Annotated in this window: 14 protein-coding genes and 1 pseudogene; 4 read left to right on the forward strand and 11 right to left on the reverse strand. The window is 71.4% G+C overall.

Annotated features, from left to right (window positions below; genetic code table 11):
* Positions 1-326: 326 nt before the first annotated feature.
* The 9 genes and pseudogenes from PATMI_RS0112870 to PATMI_RS37470 all read right to left on the reverse strand — a co-directional run bounded on the left by PATMI_RS0112870 (position 327) and on the right by PATMI_RS37470 (position 7,858).
* Positions 327-1,067, reverse strand: coding sequence for a hypothetical protein (locus PATMI_RS0112870; protein WP_026911188.1), 741 nt, complete (start codon positions 1,065-1,067; stop codon positions 327-329).
* A gap of 6 nt (positions 1,068-1,073) precedes the next feature.
* Positions 1,074-1,379, reverse strand: a complete 306-nt coding sequence (locus PATMI_RS0112875; protein WP_026911189.1) for a response regulator transcription factor — start codon at positions 1,377-1,379, stop codon at positions 1,074-1,076.
* Between the two features lie 170 nt (positions 1,380-1,549).
* Positions 1,550-2,555, reverse strand: a pseudogene (gene rfbB, locus PATMI_RS38705) (dTDP-glucose 4,6-dehydratase).
* Entirely contained in the window at positions 2,555-3,631 is a 1,077-nt protein-coding gene (locus PATMI_RS0112885; protein ID WP_157260620.1) for a glucose-1-phosphate thymidylyltransferase, read from the reverse strand. Before PATMI_RS0112885 ends, rfbB begins: the two are co-directional and overlap by 1 nt.
* Before the next feature lie 88 nt (positions 3,632-3,719).
* Positions 3,720-4,460: a hypothetical protein gene (locus PATMI_RS0112890; RefSeq protein ID WP_026911190.1), complete on the reverse strand. Its 741-nt coding sequence runs from the start codon at positions 4,458-4,460 to the stop codon at positions 3,720-3,722.
* A 48-nt stretch (positions 4,461-4,508) separates the two neighbouring features.
* Positions 4,509-5,228, reverse strand: a complete 720-nt coding sequence (locus tag PATMI_RS29770; RefSeq protein ID WP_157260749.1) for a hypothetical protein — start codon at positions 5,226-5,228, stop codon at positions 4,509-4,511.
* A gap of 523 nt (positions 5,229-5,751) precedes the next feature.
* Positions 5,752-6,324 carry a hypothetical protein gene (locus tag PATMI_RS0112905; RefSeq protein WP_026911191.1) on the reverse strand — a complete coding sequence of 191 codons (573 nt, stop codon included), beginning with the start codon at positions 6,322-6,324 and terminating at the stop codon, positions 5,752-5,754.
* 185 nt (positions 6,325-6,509) lie between these two features.
* On the reverse strand, positions 6,510-7,208 hold the full coding sequence (locus tag PATMI_RS38775; protein ID WP_026911192.1) for a GDSL-type esterase/lipase family protein: 699 nt from the start codon (positions 7,206-7,208) through the stop codon (positions 6,510-6,512).
* 83 nt (positions 7,209-7,291) lie between these two features.
* Positions 7,292-7,858: a hypothetical protein gene (locus PATMI_RS37470; protein WP_169738366.1), complete on the reverse strand. Its 567-nt coding sequence runs from the start codon at positions 7,856-7,858 to the stop codon at positions 7,292-7,294.
* A 549-nt stretch (positions 7,859-8,407) separates the two neighbouring features.
* Here PATMI_RS37470 and PATMI_RS34540 point away from each other — a divergent pair.
* Positions 8,408-9,886 carry an exopolysaccharide biosynthesis polyprenyl glycosylphosphotransferase gene (locus PATMI_RS34540; RefSeq protein ID WP_051471550.1) on the forward strand — a complete coding sequence of 493 codons (1,479 nt, stop codon included), beginning with the start codon at positions 8,408-8,410 and terminating at the stop codon, positions 9,884-9,886.
* A 75-nt stretch (positions 9,887-9,961) separates the two neighbouring features.
* Here the strand turns inward: PATMI_RS34540 and PATMI_RS29780 are convergent, their stop codons facing one another.
* Both PATMI_RS29780 and PATMI_RS0112930 read right to left on the reverse strand, forming a co-directional pair.
* Positions 9,962-10,912 carry a glycosyltransferase family 2 protein gene (locus PATMI_RS29780; protein ID WP_051471552.1) on the reverse strand — a complete coding sequence of 317 codons (951 nt, stop codon included), beginning with the start codon at positions 10,910-10,912 and terminating at the stop codon, positions 9,962-9,964.
* A complete protein-coding gene (locus PATMI_RS0112930; protein ID WP_026911194.1) occupies positions 10,909-11,838 on the reverse strand; it encodes a right-handed parallel beta-helix repeat-containing protein in 930 nt (309 codons plus the stop codon). The genes PATMI_RS29780 and PATMI_RS0112930 overlap by 4 nt, the downstream gene beginning before the upstream one ends.
* 405 nt (positions 11,839-12,243) lie before the next feature.
* On the opposite strand from PATMI_RS0112930, the gene PATMI_RS0112935 reads away from it, so the two are divergent.
* The 3 genes from PATMI_RS0112935 (at position 12,244) to PATMI_RS34545 (ending at position 15,679) form a co-directional block, all read left to right on the forward strand.
* Positions 12,244-13,071 (forward strand): hypothetical protein, encoded by an 828-nt coding sequence (locus tag PATMI_RS0112935; protein ID WP_157260750.1) that lies wholly within the window; start codon positions 12,244-12,246, stop codon positions 13,069-13,071.
* Between the two features lie 110 nt (positions 13,072-13,181).
* On the forward strand, positions 13,182-14,504 hold the full coding sequence (locus PATMI_RS0112940) for an O-antigen ligase family protein (protein WP_026911196.1): 1,323 nt from the start codon (positions 13,182-13,184) through the stop codon (positions 14,502-14,504).
* A 20-nt stretch (positions 14,505-14,524) separates the two neighbouring features.
* A complete protein-coding gene (locus PATMI_RS34545) occupies positions 14,525-15,679 on the forward strand; it encodes a glycosyltransferase family 4 protein (RefSeq protein WP_051471554.1) in 1,155 nt (384 codons plus the stop codon).

Here is a 15,679-nt window from a genome sequence, read left to right on the forward strand (position 1 = left end):
GGGCACGGCGACGCCTGCCACGACGCGTCCGGGAGCGCCGCGGGCCCGGGTGACCGTCCGTTGGCGCGCGCGGCGCCTGACGCTCGGGGTGTCGGGGGTCCGCGGGTCGGTGCGGTTCGTCGTCCGGCGGGCCGGGAGGCGGGGGAGCGTCTCCGCGCACCGGAGGCGGTGGACCGTCCCGCGGTCGGTGACGCGGGCGCGGGCGGTGCTGCTCGTCCGGGCGGAGGATCGCCGGGGCACGCGCCTGGCGGGGAGGACGGTCCGGGTCCCGCGCTGACCGCGCCGGGCACGCGTCACGTGCACCGTCCGCGGGACGCCGCGGGCGCTCAGCCGAACAGCGCCGCGATCGGGTCGACCGGTTCCTCGCCGTCGCGGACGGTGAAGGAGGCGAAGATCGCGACCACGGCGTTCCCGACCCAGTCGGACGGCGTCTGCGGATCGAACCGGAGACGAGCGATGTGGCCGTCGAGCAGCGCGTCGATCGCGTTGGCCAGGTCGTCGATGGTGCGGTCCGGACGCAGGCGCCGACCCAGCACCCGGACGAACTCCTCGTGCACCGGGACGTAGTTCGCGATCTGCTCGCGGCGGGCGGCGCGGAGGAGGCGCGCGGCGTCGCCGTCGCCGTCGCAGACCGCGAGCGCCACGTAGTACATGCGCTCGCGCGGTGCGACGTCCTCGTCGGTCGCGCCGGGGGTGAACGCGTCCAGGTTGCTCCGCACGGCCTCGAGGACGACGTCCATCGACCGCTGCTCGGGGAGGTCCCGCGACGCCTGGGTGTAGGTCTCCGCGGCTCGGCGATTGGCGGCGACCGCGTCCGTCAGCGCCGCCTCGAGCATGGCGAGCGCCAGGTCGCGGCGCTTGAACGAGAGCCGGCCGCGCCCGTGGTCCTGGCTCGGCGTGTGCCCGAACTGGTACCGGACGGTCGACGCCGCCCAGGGCGCCTCGGCGGCCAGGAGCTCCGGCGTGGTCGCCTTGAACAGGTCGTCGAACGTCGCGTCTCCGAGGCGTCGCAGCGCGACCTCGACGATCTGGTCGCGGACCGCGGGCGCGTCGCGTGTCGTCCTCATCGCCGGTCAGCGGACCGTGGTGAGGAGCGCGTCGGGCGCCACGTCGATGGGGTGCAGCGGCACGAACCCGCCGCGGAGGGCACCGACCGCCAGCTGCGTGCGCGTCTCGACCCGGAACTTCCGCATCAGCGACTGGACGTGCGACTGCACGGTGCGCGGCGAGTTGTTGAGTCGCCGGGCGATCTGGGGGTTCGTGAACCCCTCGACGACGAGCGAGAGCACGGTCAGCTCCCGCGTGGTGACCTGCGGGGTGGCGTCTGGGCGCCGATCTCCGGCGATGGTCGCCGCGGGGCCCGTCGAGGCATGGAGCACGAGTTCGATCCTGGTGGGTCGAGGGACGATTCCGGCCCTCGACGGGGACTCGCAGGCCGTACGGGACGGTACAGGACGTGAACGGTGTTAGGGCGTATTAGGAGCCTGCTCCCCTGCGGTTTTCCACAGACGTCGGCGGACGATCCCGAGCGTCCGCTCCCGGCGCCGGTTCAGTCTTCGAGGAAGGTGTGGTCCTGGCCGTAGACGCGGCGGTAGTAGGCCTTGTAGTCGTCGGTGGCGACGAGCGGCTTCCACCAGTGCGGGTGGTCGCGGTACCAGTGCACGGTGGACTCCAGGCCGCCCTGATCGAAGTCCATCTTCGGCGACCAACCCGCGAGCGCCTCGAGCTTGCTGCTGTCCAGGGCGTAGCGGAAGTCGTGGCCGAGGCGGTCCTCGACGTGCCGGATCTGGTCGGTCGACGCGCCGGTCAGGCCGATGATCCAGGTGACGACGTCGAGGTTGATCTTCTCCTTCGCGCCACCGACGTTGTACGCCTGCCCGGAGACGCCGTGGGTGAGGGCGGCGTGGATGCCGGAGGCGAAGTCGTCGACGTGCAGCCACGTGCGGACCTGGTCGCCCTTGCCGTAGACCGGCAGCGGCCCGCCGTGCAAGGCGTTCAGCGTCATGACGGGGATCAGCTTCTCGGGGAACTGGCGGGGCCCGTAGCAGTTGGATCCCCGCGCGATGACGACGTCCTGCCCGTAGGTGTGGTGCGCGGCCAGGACGGTGAGGTCCGCGCCGGCCTTCGACGCGGAGTACGGCGAGGAGGGCTCGGAGGGGGTGCTGTTCGGTGAAGGCGCCTTCGGTGATCGAGCCGTAGACCTCGTCGGTGGAGACCTGCAGGTAGCGGACCTCTCGGCGGCGGGCTTCCTCGACGAGGGTGTGGGTGCCCAGGGCGTTGGTGAGGACGAATGCCTGGGCGTCGAGGATCGAGCGGTCCACGTGGGTCTCGGCGGCGAAGTTGACGATCGCGTCGACGCCGGCGGTGGCCTGCTGGACGGCGTGGGGGTCCTCGATCCGGCCGACCATGAGCTCGACGTCGAGGCCTTCGACGTTCTCGCGACGGCCGGCGTAGGTCAGCGCGTCCAGCACGCGGACCTCGTCGCCCGCGGCGACCCTTTGGTGCACGAACGCCGAGCCGATGAACCCGGCACCACCACAGACGAGAAGCTTCATCAGAGGATCTCGATCTCGGAGTTGTCGCCGACCATGAAGCGGTACGCCCGCGGGGTCCGCTCACCACGCCGCACGATCACATCACGCCCCAGCAGCGACGACTCGATCCGGCCCTCCAGCCCGATCAGCTTCGCCCGCTCCAACAAGATCGAGTGCTCCACCTCCGACCGCTCCACCACCGCATCCCTGGCGATCGCGGAATACGGGCCGACGTACGAATCCTCGATCACCGCGTCATGACCGATCACGACCGGACCACGCACCACCGACCGCACGATCCTCGCACCGGGCTCGATGATCACCCTGCCCTCGACCTGGGAGTGCTCATCGATCTCCCCGTCCACGCGGCGTTCGATCGTCTCGAGGATCAGCCGGTTGGCCTCCAGCATGTCCGCGAGCTTGCCGGTGTCCTTCCACCACCCGTGCACCACGTGCGGCTCGACCCGATCACCCTGATCGACCTGCCACTGGATCGCATCCGTGATCTCGAGCTCCCCACGCGGCGACGGCTCGATCGCCTTCGCCGCCTCCAGGATCCGCTTCGTGAACAGGTACACCCCGACGAGCGCCAGATCGCTCTTGGGCTCCTTCGGCTTCTCGACCAGCCGCGCGACGCGACCGTCCTGCAGCTCCGCGACACCGTAGGACGTCGGGTCGTCGACGGGCTGCAACAGGATCATCGCGTCCGGCGCATTCTGCTCGAACTGCTGCACCAGCTCCGAGATGCCGCCCTGCAACAGGTTGTCCCCGAGATACATCACGAACGACGACTCGCCCAGGAACGGCTCCGCCGTCAGCACCGCATGCGCGAGGCCATCGGGGGAGGTCTGGTCGATGTAGGTGATCTGCGCCCCGAACTGCGACCCGTCGCCGGCGACCTCACGGATCTCGCCCCCGGTCTCGGGGTTGAGGATGATCCCGATCTCCGTGATCCCGGCCTGCACCATCGACCGGATCCCGTAGAACAGCACCGGCTGGTTGGCCACCGGCACCAGCTGCTTCGCCGACGTGTGCGTGATCGGCCGCAACCGCGTCCCACGACCGCCCGACAGGATCAGACCCTTCAGATGCGCCATTGCGGCCGGAGGCTATAGGTGTAAGCCGGAAGGGGCGACTCGCACACCGCCCGCCGCGTGTCGGCGGAGCGAGGCCGTGGGCGTGCGCTCACGCCGGCCTGGGTCGCACGAGCGGCGGCCCGTCGCCGCCGGACGGCGGGTCGGTCCTGCTGACGGTGAAGGCGGCGACGATCGCCGAGACGGCGTCGGCGGCTGCCGCTCGGCCGTCCGGTGCGAACCGGGCGTGCGAGCGGCGGCCGTCGTCGACCGCGTCGATGGCCGCGCCGAGCTGCTCGAGCGTCCGCCCCGGCCGGAGCTTGGTGCCGCGGGCGGCCAGGATCGGCGCGTACTCCTCCACGAACCGCGAGATCCGACGGTCCCGGGCCTCCCGCAGCAGCCGGGCCACGTCCGGGTCGCGGTCGCAGACCGCGAGTGCCACCTGGAGCAGGAGGGCCGCCGGGCGTTCCGGAGCGCGCGACGACGGGCCCGGTACAGCGCCGGGCTCGTGCGTGCCCGGCAGCGCCTCCGGCGACGAGGGACCCTCCGCCCCGGGAGGGAATGCGGGGGAGGCGGGCTCGGCCAGCGCCGCCTCGAGCATCGAGAGCGCGAGCTCGCGGCGGCGAAACGCAAGGCGTCGCCTGCTCTCGTCCGTCGTCCGGCGGTCGCCGAACTGGTACCGCACCGTCGAGGGGGCCCACGGCGCGTCCGACGCGAGGAGCTCCGGTGTGAGGGTCTTCAGGAGGTCCTCGAACGCGAGGCCACCCAGCTGCGTGAGGGCGACGTCGACGATCTGCTCCCGGGTGGCCCCCGAGCGTCCCGGCCCCGGCCGGTGATCGCTCAGGCGTGCCACGGGCAGCCCGCCACGATCGTGAGGCCGGTCCGCTGCACCGAGGGCTCCTCAGCGCTCGTGGGGAGCCTGGTCGGCGGGCTCCGTGAACGAGAGGAAGACCGCGAGGAACGCCTCTCCGATCCAGTCCGCGGACGCTTGGGGATCGAAGCGCAGTCGCATGAGGTGCCCGTCGAGCAGCGCGGACACGGCGGCGCAGAGGTCGTCCATCGACCGCCCTGGACGGATCCGTCGCCCGGTGGAGACCATGAACGCCTCGTACACCGGGGCGTACCCCGCCAGCTGCGCAGCGCGCGAGCGGCGGAGCATCCGCGCGGTCTCGGAGTCGACGTCGCAGACGGCGAGCGCCAGGTGGTACATCCGCTCCCGCGGGGCGATGTCGTCGTCCGTCGCGCCCGGGGTGAACGCCGCGAGGTTGTCGGCGATCGCCGATGCGATGCTGTCGAACGGCCCGTCGACCGTCGGCTGATGGACGGCTGCGGCGTACGAGGCCGCCACCGCCTCGCTCGACTCGATCGCGTCGTCGACGGCCGACTCCAGCATCGCCAGCGCGAGGTCGCGGCGGCGGAACGACAGACGCCCCCGGTCCTCGCTCCGGCCACCGTGACGCCCGAACTGGTACCGCACCGTCGAGGCGGCCCACGGCGCGTCCGCGGCCAGGGACTCCGGGGTCAGCGCCTTGAACAGGTCGTCGAGCGATGCGTCCCCGATGCGCTGCAGCGCGACGTCGACGATCTGATCGCGAACCGGGCGGACCGGCTTCGGGCTCATGGTGCGCATCAGCCCTCCGTCGAGCGGCGAGCGACGCATCGCGGGGGTCCCGAGCCGATCGGCTCGAAGCGTTCGGGGTGGCTTGAGGGAGAGCCGATCGAGGAGTCCATGTCTGTCCGATCCTGGTCGGGCGTGCAACTGATGATCACGACGGGGACTCGTTGATCGTCGGCGACGGTACTCGAAGGTAACGGCGTTCGCAATGAGCATTCTGCACACAGCGGCGCATTCCCTGTCCCAGACAGGGTGTAATCGGCTTACGAAGTTCACTAGATGCGGCTTATAGCGTTCACCGCGTGGCAGGTCGCGCGCGGCGGGCGCCCGGGAACGATCAGTGTCAGCCCCTACTCGCGCCGCGTCGACGATCAGTGGTGGCGCGCATGGCCGACGTCCGCGGAGCCGGCGTGGGTCGGCGAGTGCGATCGGATCGGCGACGCGCCCGGCGGGGTCGGCAGCGACGAGCGGCGCTCGCGGGCGCCGCTCGAGGTCACGGGAGCGGGGCGGCCACCCGGGCCGGTCCGGCTCAGAGGATGCCCGCAGCGGAGACCGTGACCTTGAACTGGCCGTAGTTGTCCTTCGCCGCCGGATCGTAGAACCGCACCGCAATGCGGTTCTTCGTCGGGATGACCAGGTACGTGTAGGAGTGGGTCGCCGAGTACGGCGCGCCCAGGTAGCCGAAGCCGTTGCCGGTGTCGATCTCGAAGTTCTTGTCCGTCGTCTCCGGCAGCGACGGGCACGTCCCGTCGGCCTTGACGACCGACGCGAACCTGGCGATCGCGTCCGCGCCGACCGGCCCGTTCGCGACGCCCAGCGTCGGGAACGGCGTGGTCGCCGACGGCGTTCCGCAGGTCTTGAACCGCGGGTTCGCCCAGTTCGCGGGTGCGTAGAGACTGACGGCGCCCTCGACCTTGATCGTGTACGGGACGAGTGGGATGACGTCGACGCCGACCGGGCCGACGTACGTGCTGCCGTCGGTCTGCGGGCTGCGGGAGTCGAGGAAGAACGTCGTGGCGGCGCTTGCCTGGCCCGCCACGGCGAGCGTCGCTCCGGCGGTCACCGCCGCTCCGACGATCGTTGAGCGGAGCTTCGTGGTCATGGGGTTTCCGGTATTCCTGTGGTGGTTCGCCGAGGCGTGGTCCGCGGCCGATCCAGACTGATTTTAGTGAGCAGCGCCTGTGACTTCTGGTCGTCATGTGCTACCGAAAAATGGCACGGAGGAGTGTCCGCGATGCGGACGGCGCTCCGAGGGGAGTGAGGCTCCGGTCGGTGTCGGGTGATGGGTCAGGAGACGGCGTGTGGCTGAGGTGGCGCCATCCGCTCGGTAGGTGGTCCCGGTTCGCGAAGCGTGGCCGAAAGATGTTCGGCGACACACCGATATCCTTCGCGCGACAGGTGCACGCCGTCGGTGGTGGTCCCGGGTCGAGGTGTGCCCCGCGCGGAGGACAACGGGGCATGGGTGTCGACGAACGCGTGTCCTCGGGCGCGGGCGGCCTCGCGGAGGAGGGCGTTGACTCGTGCGACGGCGCCGGGATCGGCGCGCCGGCTCGTGATCGGCGGCAGGGCCATCACGACCAACCGGACGTGCGGGGCCGTCCTGGCGCACGCATCGAGGAGCGCGGAGTGCGCCCGGTGCACGTCGGCGTCCGTGGACCCACGGAGCAGGTCGTTCGTCCCGGTCTGCAGGACGACGACCGCGGGGTGTCGCTCCAGGAGCTCGTCGACGCGGGAGGCGAGGCCCGAGGTGCGCTCGCCGGGCCATCCCCGGACGAGGACGTCAGGCGCCACGTCGTGCAGGAGGTCTCGCGGAAAGCGGGAGGCGAGGCTGTCGCCGGCGAGGATCGTCCCGCCGGGCGCCGAGCGCTGCGTCCGCCAGGCGAGGACCGGCGCGGGGCGCTCGCCGCGACCGACGGCCGTCCGCGCCCGACGCCGCGTCGCGGCGACGACCCGGAGGGCGCGGCGCGTGACGTCGGCGGGGCGCAAACGGATCCTCGTCGGCCGGGGTGCGAACGCGGGGCCCCGAGACGCCGGCGTGGCGTCCCAGGGTGTCCCGAGCTCGCGCCGGGCTACTTCGCCAGCGGGGTGACCCGGATGCGGAACTGACCGTAGTTGTCCTTGGCGGACGGGTCGTAGAAGCGTGCCTTCAGCGGGAATCCGGCGCCGATCACGCGGTACGTGTACAGCGAGCTGCCGGCGGCCTTCGTGCCGGTCAGGTGCGCGTAGCTGGCGCCGCCGTTCGAGCTGACCTCGAGGTTGCCGGCGGGCTTCGGGACCGCGACGGGGGTGCCCGTCGTGATGTAGGAGAAGACGGCGCCGGCGTCCTGGCCGGTCGGGCCCGTGTTGTCGATGCCCGGGCTCGGGAACGAGGGCTTGACGCCCTTCGTGCCGACGACCGTGAAGCGGGGGTTGGCCCAGTTCGCCTTCGAGTAGACGCTGACGATGCCGGCGATGGTGACGGAGTACGGCTTGCCCGCCGTCATCGTCTGCGCATCGGTGACCGGGCCGACGAAGCTCGACGTCTGCGTCGCCGCGTGCGAGTCGAGGAACGTGGTCGTCGTCGCGGCGTTCGCCACGGCGGGTGATGCGGCGATGCCGACGGCGACGATCGCCCCGGTGAGGGTCGTTTTACGCATGTGAACTCCGGTGAGGTTGCGCTCGAGCGGCGCGGGTCAGATGAGGCTTGTCGCTGCCGGCGAACGCTGTCAGCCGGGTCGAACTCGAAGGGACGGTGACGGGTCCGGCGAACGTTGTCAACCATCTGCTGACGTGGTTTCTCACAACCTCAAGCGCGTCCAGTCCGGGCCGATCAAACGTTGCTCGCGCGGCCGGATCGCCCTCTGCAGCGGGGCCGACGGCGGGCGTCGGCCCTCGCCTTCCACCCTCCGGGATGCCGCCGCGAAGGATGCCGGGCGCCGAATCTTCGACGAGCGTCGGCTCGGGGCGGGGCCGTCTTGTACCGCCGGATGAGCGGCCGTCCGTCACCTCCGGCTAACGTAGTTCACGGCCCCGGTACATCCTCGCTCACATCTTGGAGGACCATTGACCCGTCTTCGTCGCCCATCGGATCGCAGCGCCGCGCCCTCGCGTTGTGGGATCGCGCAGCACTTGCCCTTGAGCGCAGATGCTAACGCTGTAACCTCCGCCTCCGTCTTGCCGAACACCGCTGTCCAGAACCCTCCCGCATGAGCGCCGTCCAATCACCTCTGCCGGGTCCGCCCGTCCGCAGCCTCCAGCTGGTCGGCGGTGGTGGGCTTGCCGAAGAGCGCGTCGCTCCCGAGCGGTTCCGCCGCCGGCTCATCCGCGGACGGGTCCGGAAGATCGCGCTGGTCAGCGCCGACCTCACCGCCCTCGGCGTGGCGTTCGTCGCCGTCGAGGTCCTGGGGCTCGGCGTCCGGACGTCCGGGACCCTCTCGCTGGTGGCCCTGGCCCCGATCTGGCTGTTGGTCTTCCAGATGTACGGGCTCTACCCGCGGCACCCCCGGTTCGTCACGACGTCGACGCTCAACGAGCTCCCGCAGAGCTTCCACGCGACGCTCGTGGCCGGGATGCTCTCCGCCGCGTGGCTCGGCCTGACGGGTGGCGACCACCTCCGCTGGACCGTGGGTGCGCTGCTTGTTGGCGGCATCGTGGTCCTCCCGATCGCCAGGTCCGCGGTCCGTCATCTGTTGACGTCGGTCCTCGGGCCCGAGCGCATCCTGCTCGTCGGCGGCGGCACGATCACGAAGACGGTCGAGCGCAGCCTCGGCCTCCGCCGGGACGTCGACGTCGCCGGGTTTGAGCCGCTGCCGGCCCGCTGGGCCCGCGATCCGCGGACCGACGAGTCGATGGCGCACGTGCCCCGTGACCTCTCCTCCGTCGTCCGCGAGGGGCGGATCGACCGGATCCTGCTCTCGACACGTGATCTGCGCGACTCGTCGCTGGCCGAGTTCCACGACTGGGCGCGCACCAACGTCGTCAGCCTGACCGTCCTGCCGGAGCACTTCGACGTGGTCGGCGTCGGCGCGACGGTCGATCAGGTGCAGGGCGTGCCGGTCGTGTCCCTGCAGCCGCCGACGCTGTCGCGGACGTCGCGCTGGCTCAAGCGTTGCCTGGACGTCGTCGGCGCCGGCCTGGGCTTGCTGGCGCTCCTGCCGCTCGCGTTGATCATCGTGACAGCGATCAAGCTCGACTCCCGCGGGCCCGTGTTCTTCCGCCAGCAGCGGATCGGCCGTGGGGGCCGGAACTTCGGCGTGTTCAAGTTCCGCACGATGGTCCCGGACGCCGACGCGATGGTCGAGGGGCTGATGAAGCACTCGTCCGACCCGCACTGGCTCCAGCTCGAGTCGGACCCGCGGATCACCCGCGTGGGGCGTCTCCTCCGGGCCACGAGCCTCGACGAGCTGCCGCAGCTGCTGAACGTGCTTGTCGGACACATGAGCCTCGTCGGTCCGCGGCCGCTGTCGCTCCGCGACGACGCGTTGATCGACGGCTGGGGTCGCGGCCGGCTGAACCTGACCCCCGGCCTCACGGGTCTCTGGCAGGTGCTCGGCCGCAAGTCCGTCCCGTTCGAGGACATGGTCAAGCTCGACTACCTGTACGTGAACAACTGGAGCCTGTGGGGCGACGTGAAGCTCCTGCTCCAGACGCTGCCGGCCGTGGTCTCCGGCCGCGGCGCCCGGTAGGCGCTCCGCGAGGGCACCTCCGCCCCGACGGCACCTCCGCTCCCGGCCGCGGTCTCTCACGAGGCCGCGGCGCGCCTACGCCGGCCGCTGGGGCACGTGGCGCCCGAGGACGACGAGCAGCCCGATCCGCTCGGCGGCGGCGCGGACGGCGAACCGGGGCTTCCCGGTCGTCGCGAGCGCACGGAAGGCGATCCAGCGGACGCCGTGCCGGAACGCCAGCGCCGACAGGAAGCCGAGGCGCCCCGCCGGTCGGAAGTGCTTCTCGGCGTACATGCGCTTCGAGTGCGCGAGGTGCGCGGTGAGCGCCGGCTGGACGCCGTTCCCGTGGTGGTGGGTGATCTCGACCTGCGGGAAGTGCCGGATGGACCATCCGGCCTGGTGGATGCGGAGGCACCAGTCGGTCTCCTCGGCGTAGAGGAAGAACCGCTCGTCCATCGGCCCGGCGTCGGCTACGGCCTCTCGGCGGACGATCAGGAACGATCCCGTGATCCAGTCGACGTCGTGCTCCTCGCGGTAGTTGTCCTCGTCGACGTCGGCCTCCTGGAGCTGGCGCAAGATCGGCCACCGCCGGGCGGCGAGGGCCTCGCCCCACTGTCGTGCGGGGCTCGGGAACCGCCACGCCGACGGGAAGACCTCGCCGGACGATGAGCGCTGGATCACGCCGCCCGCGCCGACCGCCGGGTGCTCGTCCATGAGGAGGACGACGTCGGCGAGCGTTCCCACGTCGATCTCGACGTCGGGGTTCAGGAGGAGGACGTACCGCCCGCGGGCGCCCTCGAGCCCGGCGTTGTTGCCGGCGGCGAATCCGCGGTTCGGGCGCCGGCGGACCTCGACGGCAGGGAACTCGGCCTCGATCGCCTCGGGGGTCCCGTCGGTGGACGCGTTGTCCACGACGACCCAGTCGATCTCGGCGTCCCCGCCCGCGGCGAGGGCCGACCGCAGCGTCTGCAGCGCCATGTCGCGCCCGTTGTAGGTGACCAGCACGACGGTGAGGTCCACCACGCCGGCGGGTCCCTCGGTCGTCACGGGCGGGTCCGGAGCTGGGCGCCGGGGACGACGCTCCCCGCACGGATCCCCGCACCGGGCGCCGCACCCCGAAGGCGGTAGTCCCCCGCCGCGGCGTCGACGAACCGCGGGCGGCCGCGGTAGGCGGGGCGGCCGACGGTCCTGCCGCGGCCGAAGACGTTGCCGCCGGCGCTCGCCACCGCCCCGGCCGACCGGGTCGTCAGGTCGAGCAGCACGTTGTCGTCGAGCCTGACGCGCGTCGCCCCGTCGACCGTCGAGGCGTTCCCTAGGACGACGCCGAGCAGGGCGTTCCAGAACGTGTTCTGGCGAATGACGGCCCCGGGGGCGTTGTAGAGCTGCAGGGCGGCTCCGCCGACCCGCGCGACAAGGTTCCGGCGGACGACCAGTCGCGTGGTCGGCGCCCCGTCCTTGACGATGATCCCGTGGGTGACGTCCTGGAGCACGTTGCCCTCGATCGTGGCGTGGTCTCCGCCGGTGAGCTGGAGGCCGTCGCTGTGGTAGGCGAAGCCGGGTGGCTGGTGGACGTCGCGGATGCGGTTGTTCGCGATCCGGAGGTCCGAGTAGCCGTTATAGACCCCGATCGCGTCGTGGTCGGTATCGGAGATGGCGTTCCCCACGATCCGGATGCGTTCGTTGTCCGGCGCACCGGTCGTCGACGACCCCTGGAGCATGATGCCGCGCGCCGTGCCGCGGAGCCGGCGGATCCGGTTCGCGCTGATCGTGACGTCCGAGCTCTGGCGGACGTAGATGCCGGCACCGGCGAACGAGCTGTGCTCGACGACGACGCCCTTGCTCCGGTCGATCCGGAACCCGCGGTCGAACGCCAGTCCCGTGAAGCTGTACCCGCGAACCGCACGGACCTCGGCGCCGTGGACGACCGGCGGCCTCGAAGTGTCGGCGGCGGCGAAGTGCAGGCCGGACCGCATGGTGCGACCGTCCGCCGTCAGTCCGGCGTACGTCCCGGGGGACACCGCGATCGACGCGCCGTCCGGGGCGGCGACGGCGGCGTGTGCGAGCGTGCACCACGCACCGTCCGTGGACCGGGCCTCCTCAGCGGTGTGCAGATCGTCACACGTTGGTCCTCCTACGACATATTTGTCGGTGGTCGGAGGGGCGGGCGTTCGTAGTTCCCGCGGCTCGGTGGAGGTGGAGTCGCCGGAAGTGCTGCCGGTGAGAACGACGATCGCGATCACGCCGAGTGTGAGAGTCACGATGCCCGCTGCGACGCTAGTGGTCCTCGCGTCGGACCAACGGGAGTTCGGGTGACTCGGCATGAAACGTGTAATCTACCGTTTCGTGGCCGGTCCAGGCCTGGGTCGATCGGGGCTTTCATGGAACTCGTAGCAATTCTCCAGAGGCTCTGGAAGTACAGGATCCTCACCGCGTTGGTCCTGCTCGTGGCAGTGCTGGCGGCTGTGGTGAGCAGCTACGACATCGGTTCATCAGGTCTCACGAAACGTGCGTCCACGTCGCGGTTCGGCGCGGCGCAGGGGCAGTTCTACGTCGATACGCGCAGGCCGTCGCTGATCACGGCCGAGGCGCAGCAGCCCGACCTCATCGCCCGGTCGAAGACCGTCGCGAGCTTCATCGGTGCGGGGCGCGTGCGGTCGGCGCTCGCCCGCATCGTCGGAGTGCCCGTGGCGCAGATCCAAGTGGAGGGGCCGCTGCCGGACCAACCGGGCTCCTCGGCGCAGCCCGTCGCCCAGCAGCGGGCCAACCAGCTCGTCGGCGAGGGCAGCCCGTACAAGATCTTCGTCGACACCGATCCGAGCTCGCCCACGGTCACGCTGTTCGTTCAGGCGCCGGACGGCGCACGGGCGAGCAGGCTCGCGTCAGCGGTGCCGGCCGCCCTGAAGGACTACTTGGACCAGCTGACCCGTGACGCGCTCCCGGCGGAGAAGAACCGGTTCGACCGCGCGCAGGTCCCGACGAACAGCAAGCAGGCCCTGGCGCTCCAGAAGGCGAACTTCGCGCGGAAGCTCGACGACACGCTCGCGGGGCGCACGGTCATCCGGACCGTCGGCGCCCCGGTCGGTGGCAACGTCACCACGCAGTCGTCCCAGGCGATCGGTGGACTCGTGTTCATCGTCGTCCTCGTCGGCGGTGTGCTGATCGTGCTCCTCATCGGTGCTGTCCGGGACCGGCGCCGGGCTGCGTGAGCCGCATGGCCGTCGCCGGGCCTGCCGATGACGTGGGGGAGCGGCGCCGGTACGCGACTGACGACGCCGACTGGCCGCGGACGAACCGCGCTCAACCCTGGCTGCTGGCGGTGATCCTGTGCACCGTCTTCCTGGTCCCGATCGACTCGATCAAGCTGCCGATCAGCCTGCCGATCGACGCCCGCCCCGACCGCATCGTCCTGCTCGCGTGCATCGGACTCAGCATCGTCGTCGCCCTGGTCCGGGCGAAGTCGGCCCAGCGGATCCGGCACCGCTACGGCCTCATCGAGATCACGCTGTTCCTCTTCGTCGGCGCGGCCGTCGCGAGCGTCGCCCTGAACCTCGACACGCTCCAGGCTCTCGACCAGGTGGCACCGACCGTCAAGCGGTTCGCGCTGCTCGGGGCCTACGTCGTCTTCTTCCTCGTCGTCGTCAACACCGTCCGGCGCAGCGAGCTCGACGCGTACGTCGGGCTGGTCATCGGGCTGGCGACGATCGCCGCCACCGGCACGATCGTCGAGTACGCCACCGGCTTCAACGTCTTCTTCTGGATCGCCCAGCACGTGCTCCCGCCCGGGACCTCGTTCTCCGGGAGCTCGTCGATCCGCACCACCAACGGTCGGCCGGACATCACGGGACCGACCAGGCACGGGCTCGCGGACTGCACGATGATCGCGATGTTCATCCCCTTCGCGCTCATGCGGGCGGTCGACGCGGTGCGGAGCCGGGAGCGCCTCCTGTACGGGATCGCGACCGTCCTCATGGTCGCGGGGTGCCTCTGCACGCTCCGCCGCACCGGAGTGATCCTGCCGTTCGTCGCGATCTCGACGCTGATGCTGTTCGGCGGACGGCGCATGGTTCCAGCGGCGGTCATCACGGCGTGCCTCCTGGCCCTCGCGCCCGTAGTGGTGCCGGGGACGGTTCGCGATCTCCGGTACCAGTTCTCCTCATCGAACACCGCGAACCAGCAGTCGTCCGCCGGCCGGCGCTCCGACTACGGGGCGATCCGTCCGGACATCGAGGCGCACACGCTGATCGGTCGCGGCTACGCCACCTACGACCCGGGGCGCTATCGGTACCTCGACAACCAGTACCTCGGGGCGCTGATCGGCGTCGGTGCGATCGGCACCGGGAGCTACGTGCTGATCATGCTCGTGGCCGGTGCGTTCGCGCTCCGTATCGGAATCCGGCTCAGAGGGAGTCCCAGCGCGCTCGGGCTCGCGTCGGCGGGCGCGATCCTGGCCTATGCGGCGAGCAACGCGCTGTTCGACACGTTGTCGTTCCCTCAGGCGCCCTACGGCTTCTTCCTCGTCCTCGCGATCGTCGCGATTCTGCGACGCGAGCCCTCGGACTCGTCCGCCCCGACGGAGCAGCGGGCGTCCGTGGCGCCCCCGGGCGCCGGTGCCGGCAGTCCGTCGGCGGTGGGCGCGTGAGCACCGGTACGCGCCCTCGCGTGGCGGTCGTGTTCGACGGCGACGTCACGGATCCGCGCGTGTGGTCGGGGACGCCGTTCGGCGTGTACAACGGCCTGCGGGCGGCCGGCGCCGAGGTCATGCCGGTCGACTGCAGCCTGCGGCCGCGGGCCCGCGACGCGATCGCGTTGGCCCTCGCGCCACCCCACGTCCTCCGGGCGCGGGACGCGACGCTCGAGCTCCGCGTGCGCTCCGCGTACCGCACCGCGCGCATCGGTCCGCAGATGGCCGCGATCCTGGGCGCCCGCGCCGGAAGGCGCATCCGGCGCCTGGGGGCCCTCGACGGGATCGTCCAGATCGGCACCGGGTTTCGTGTGCCCCCCGTCGCGCCGATCGTGACCTACGAGGACATGACGATCCGGCAGGCGCTCGGGTACCCGTTCCGGCACTGGACGACGATGCCGCAGCGCCACATCGACAAGCGCGTCGAGCTCCAGCGACGCTGCTACTCCGCGGCCCACGCCGTCGCGATGATGTCCGGGTGGGCCGCTGCGTCCGGAAGGACCGACTACGGGCTGCCCGCGGACCGGGTCGTGATCGCGGGGGTCGGCAGCAACGACGAGCCGCGATCGGTCGTCCGGGACTGGTCGACGCCGCGATTCCTCTTCATCGGCGTGGCGTGGGAGCGCAAGAACGGTCCGTCGGTGCTCGCGGCGTTCGACCGCGTGCGCGCCCTGTGGCCCGACGCGACGCTCGACGTGGTCGGCGGCCATCCTCCGCTCGACGCCCCGGGCGTGACCGGCCACGGCGTGGTCCGACGGGACGAGGTCGGAGGCGACGAGCTCCTCCGCGGGCTCTTCGACCGGGCGACCTGCTTCGTGATGCCCTCGCGCTTCGAGCCCGCGGGCATCGTCTACACCGAGGCGATGGCCTGTGGGCTGCCGTCCATCGGGACCACGGTCGGCGGTGCTGGCGGCCTGATCGGCGACGCGGGGACCACCGTGGACCCGGGCGATCCCGAGGCGCTCGTGGAGGCGATGCTGGCCGTCGCCGACCCGGAGACCGCGCGACGGCTCGGGGCGCGTGCCGAGGTCCGGTCGGCGCTGTTCACGTGGCAGGCGGTGGCGGAGCGGCTCCTCGGCGCGATCTCTCCCGACCTGCTCGACCGTCCGCTGGCGGCGCCGCTGCCGGGGTGA

This window comes from Patulibacter minatonensis DSM 18081 (assembly GCF_000519325.1).
In the GTDB taxonomy this organism is placed as follows: Bacteria; Actinomycetota; Thermoleophilia; order Solirubrobacterales; family Solirubrobacteraceae; genus Patulibacter; species Patulibacter minatonensis.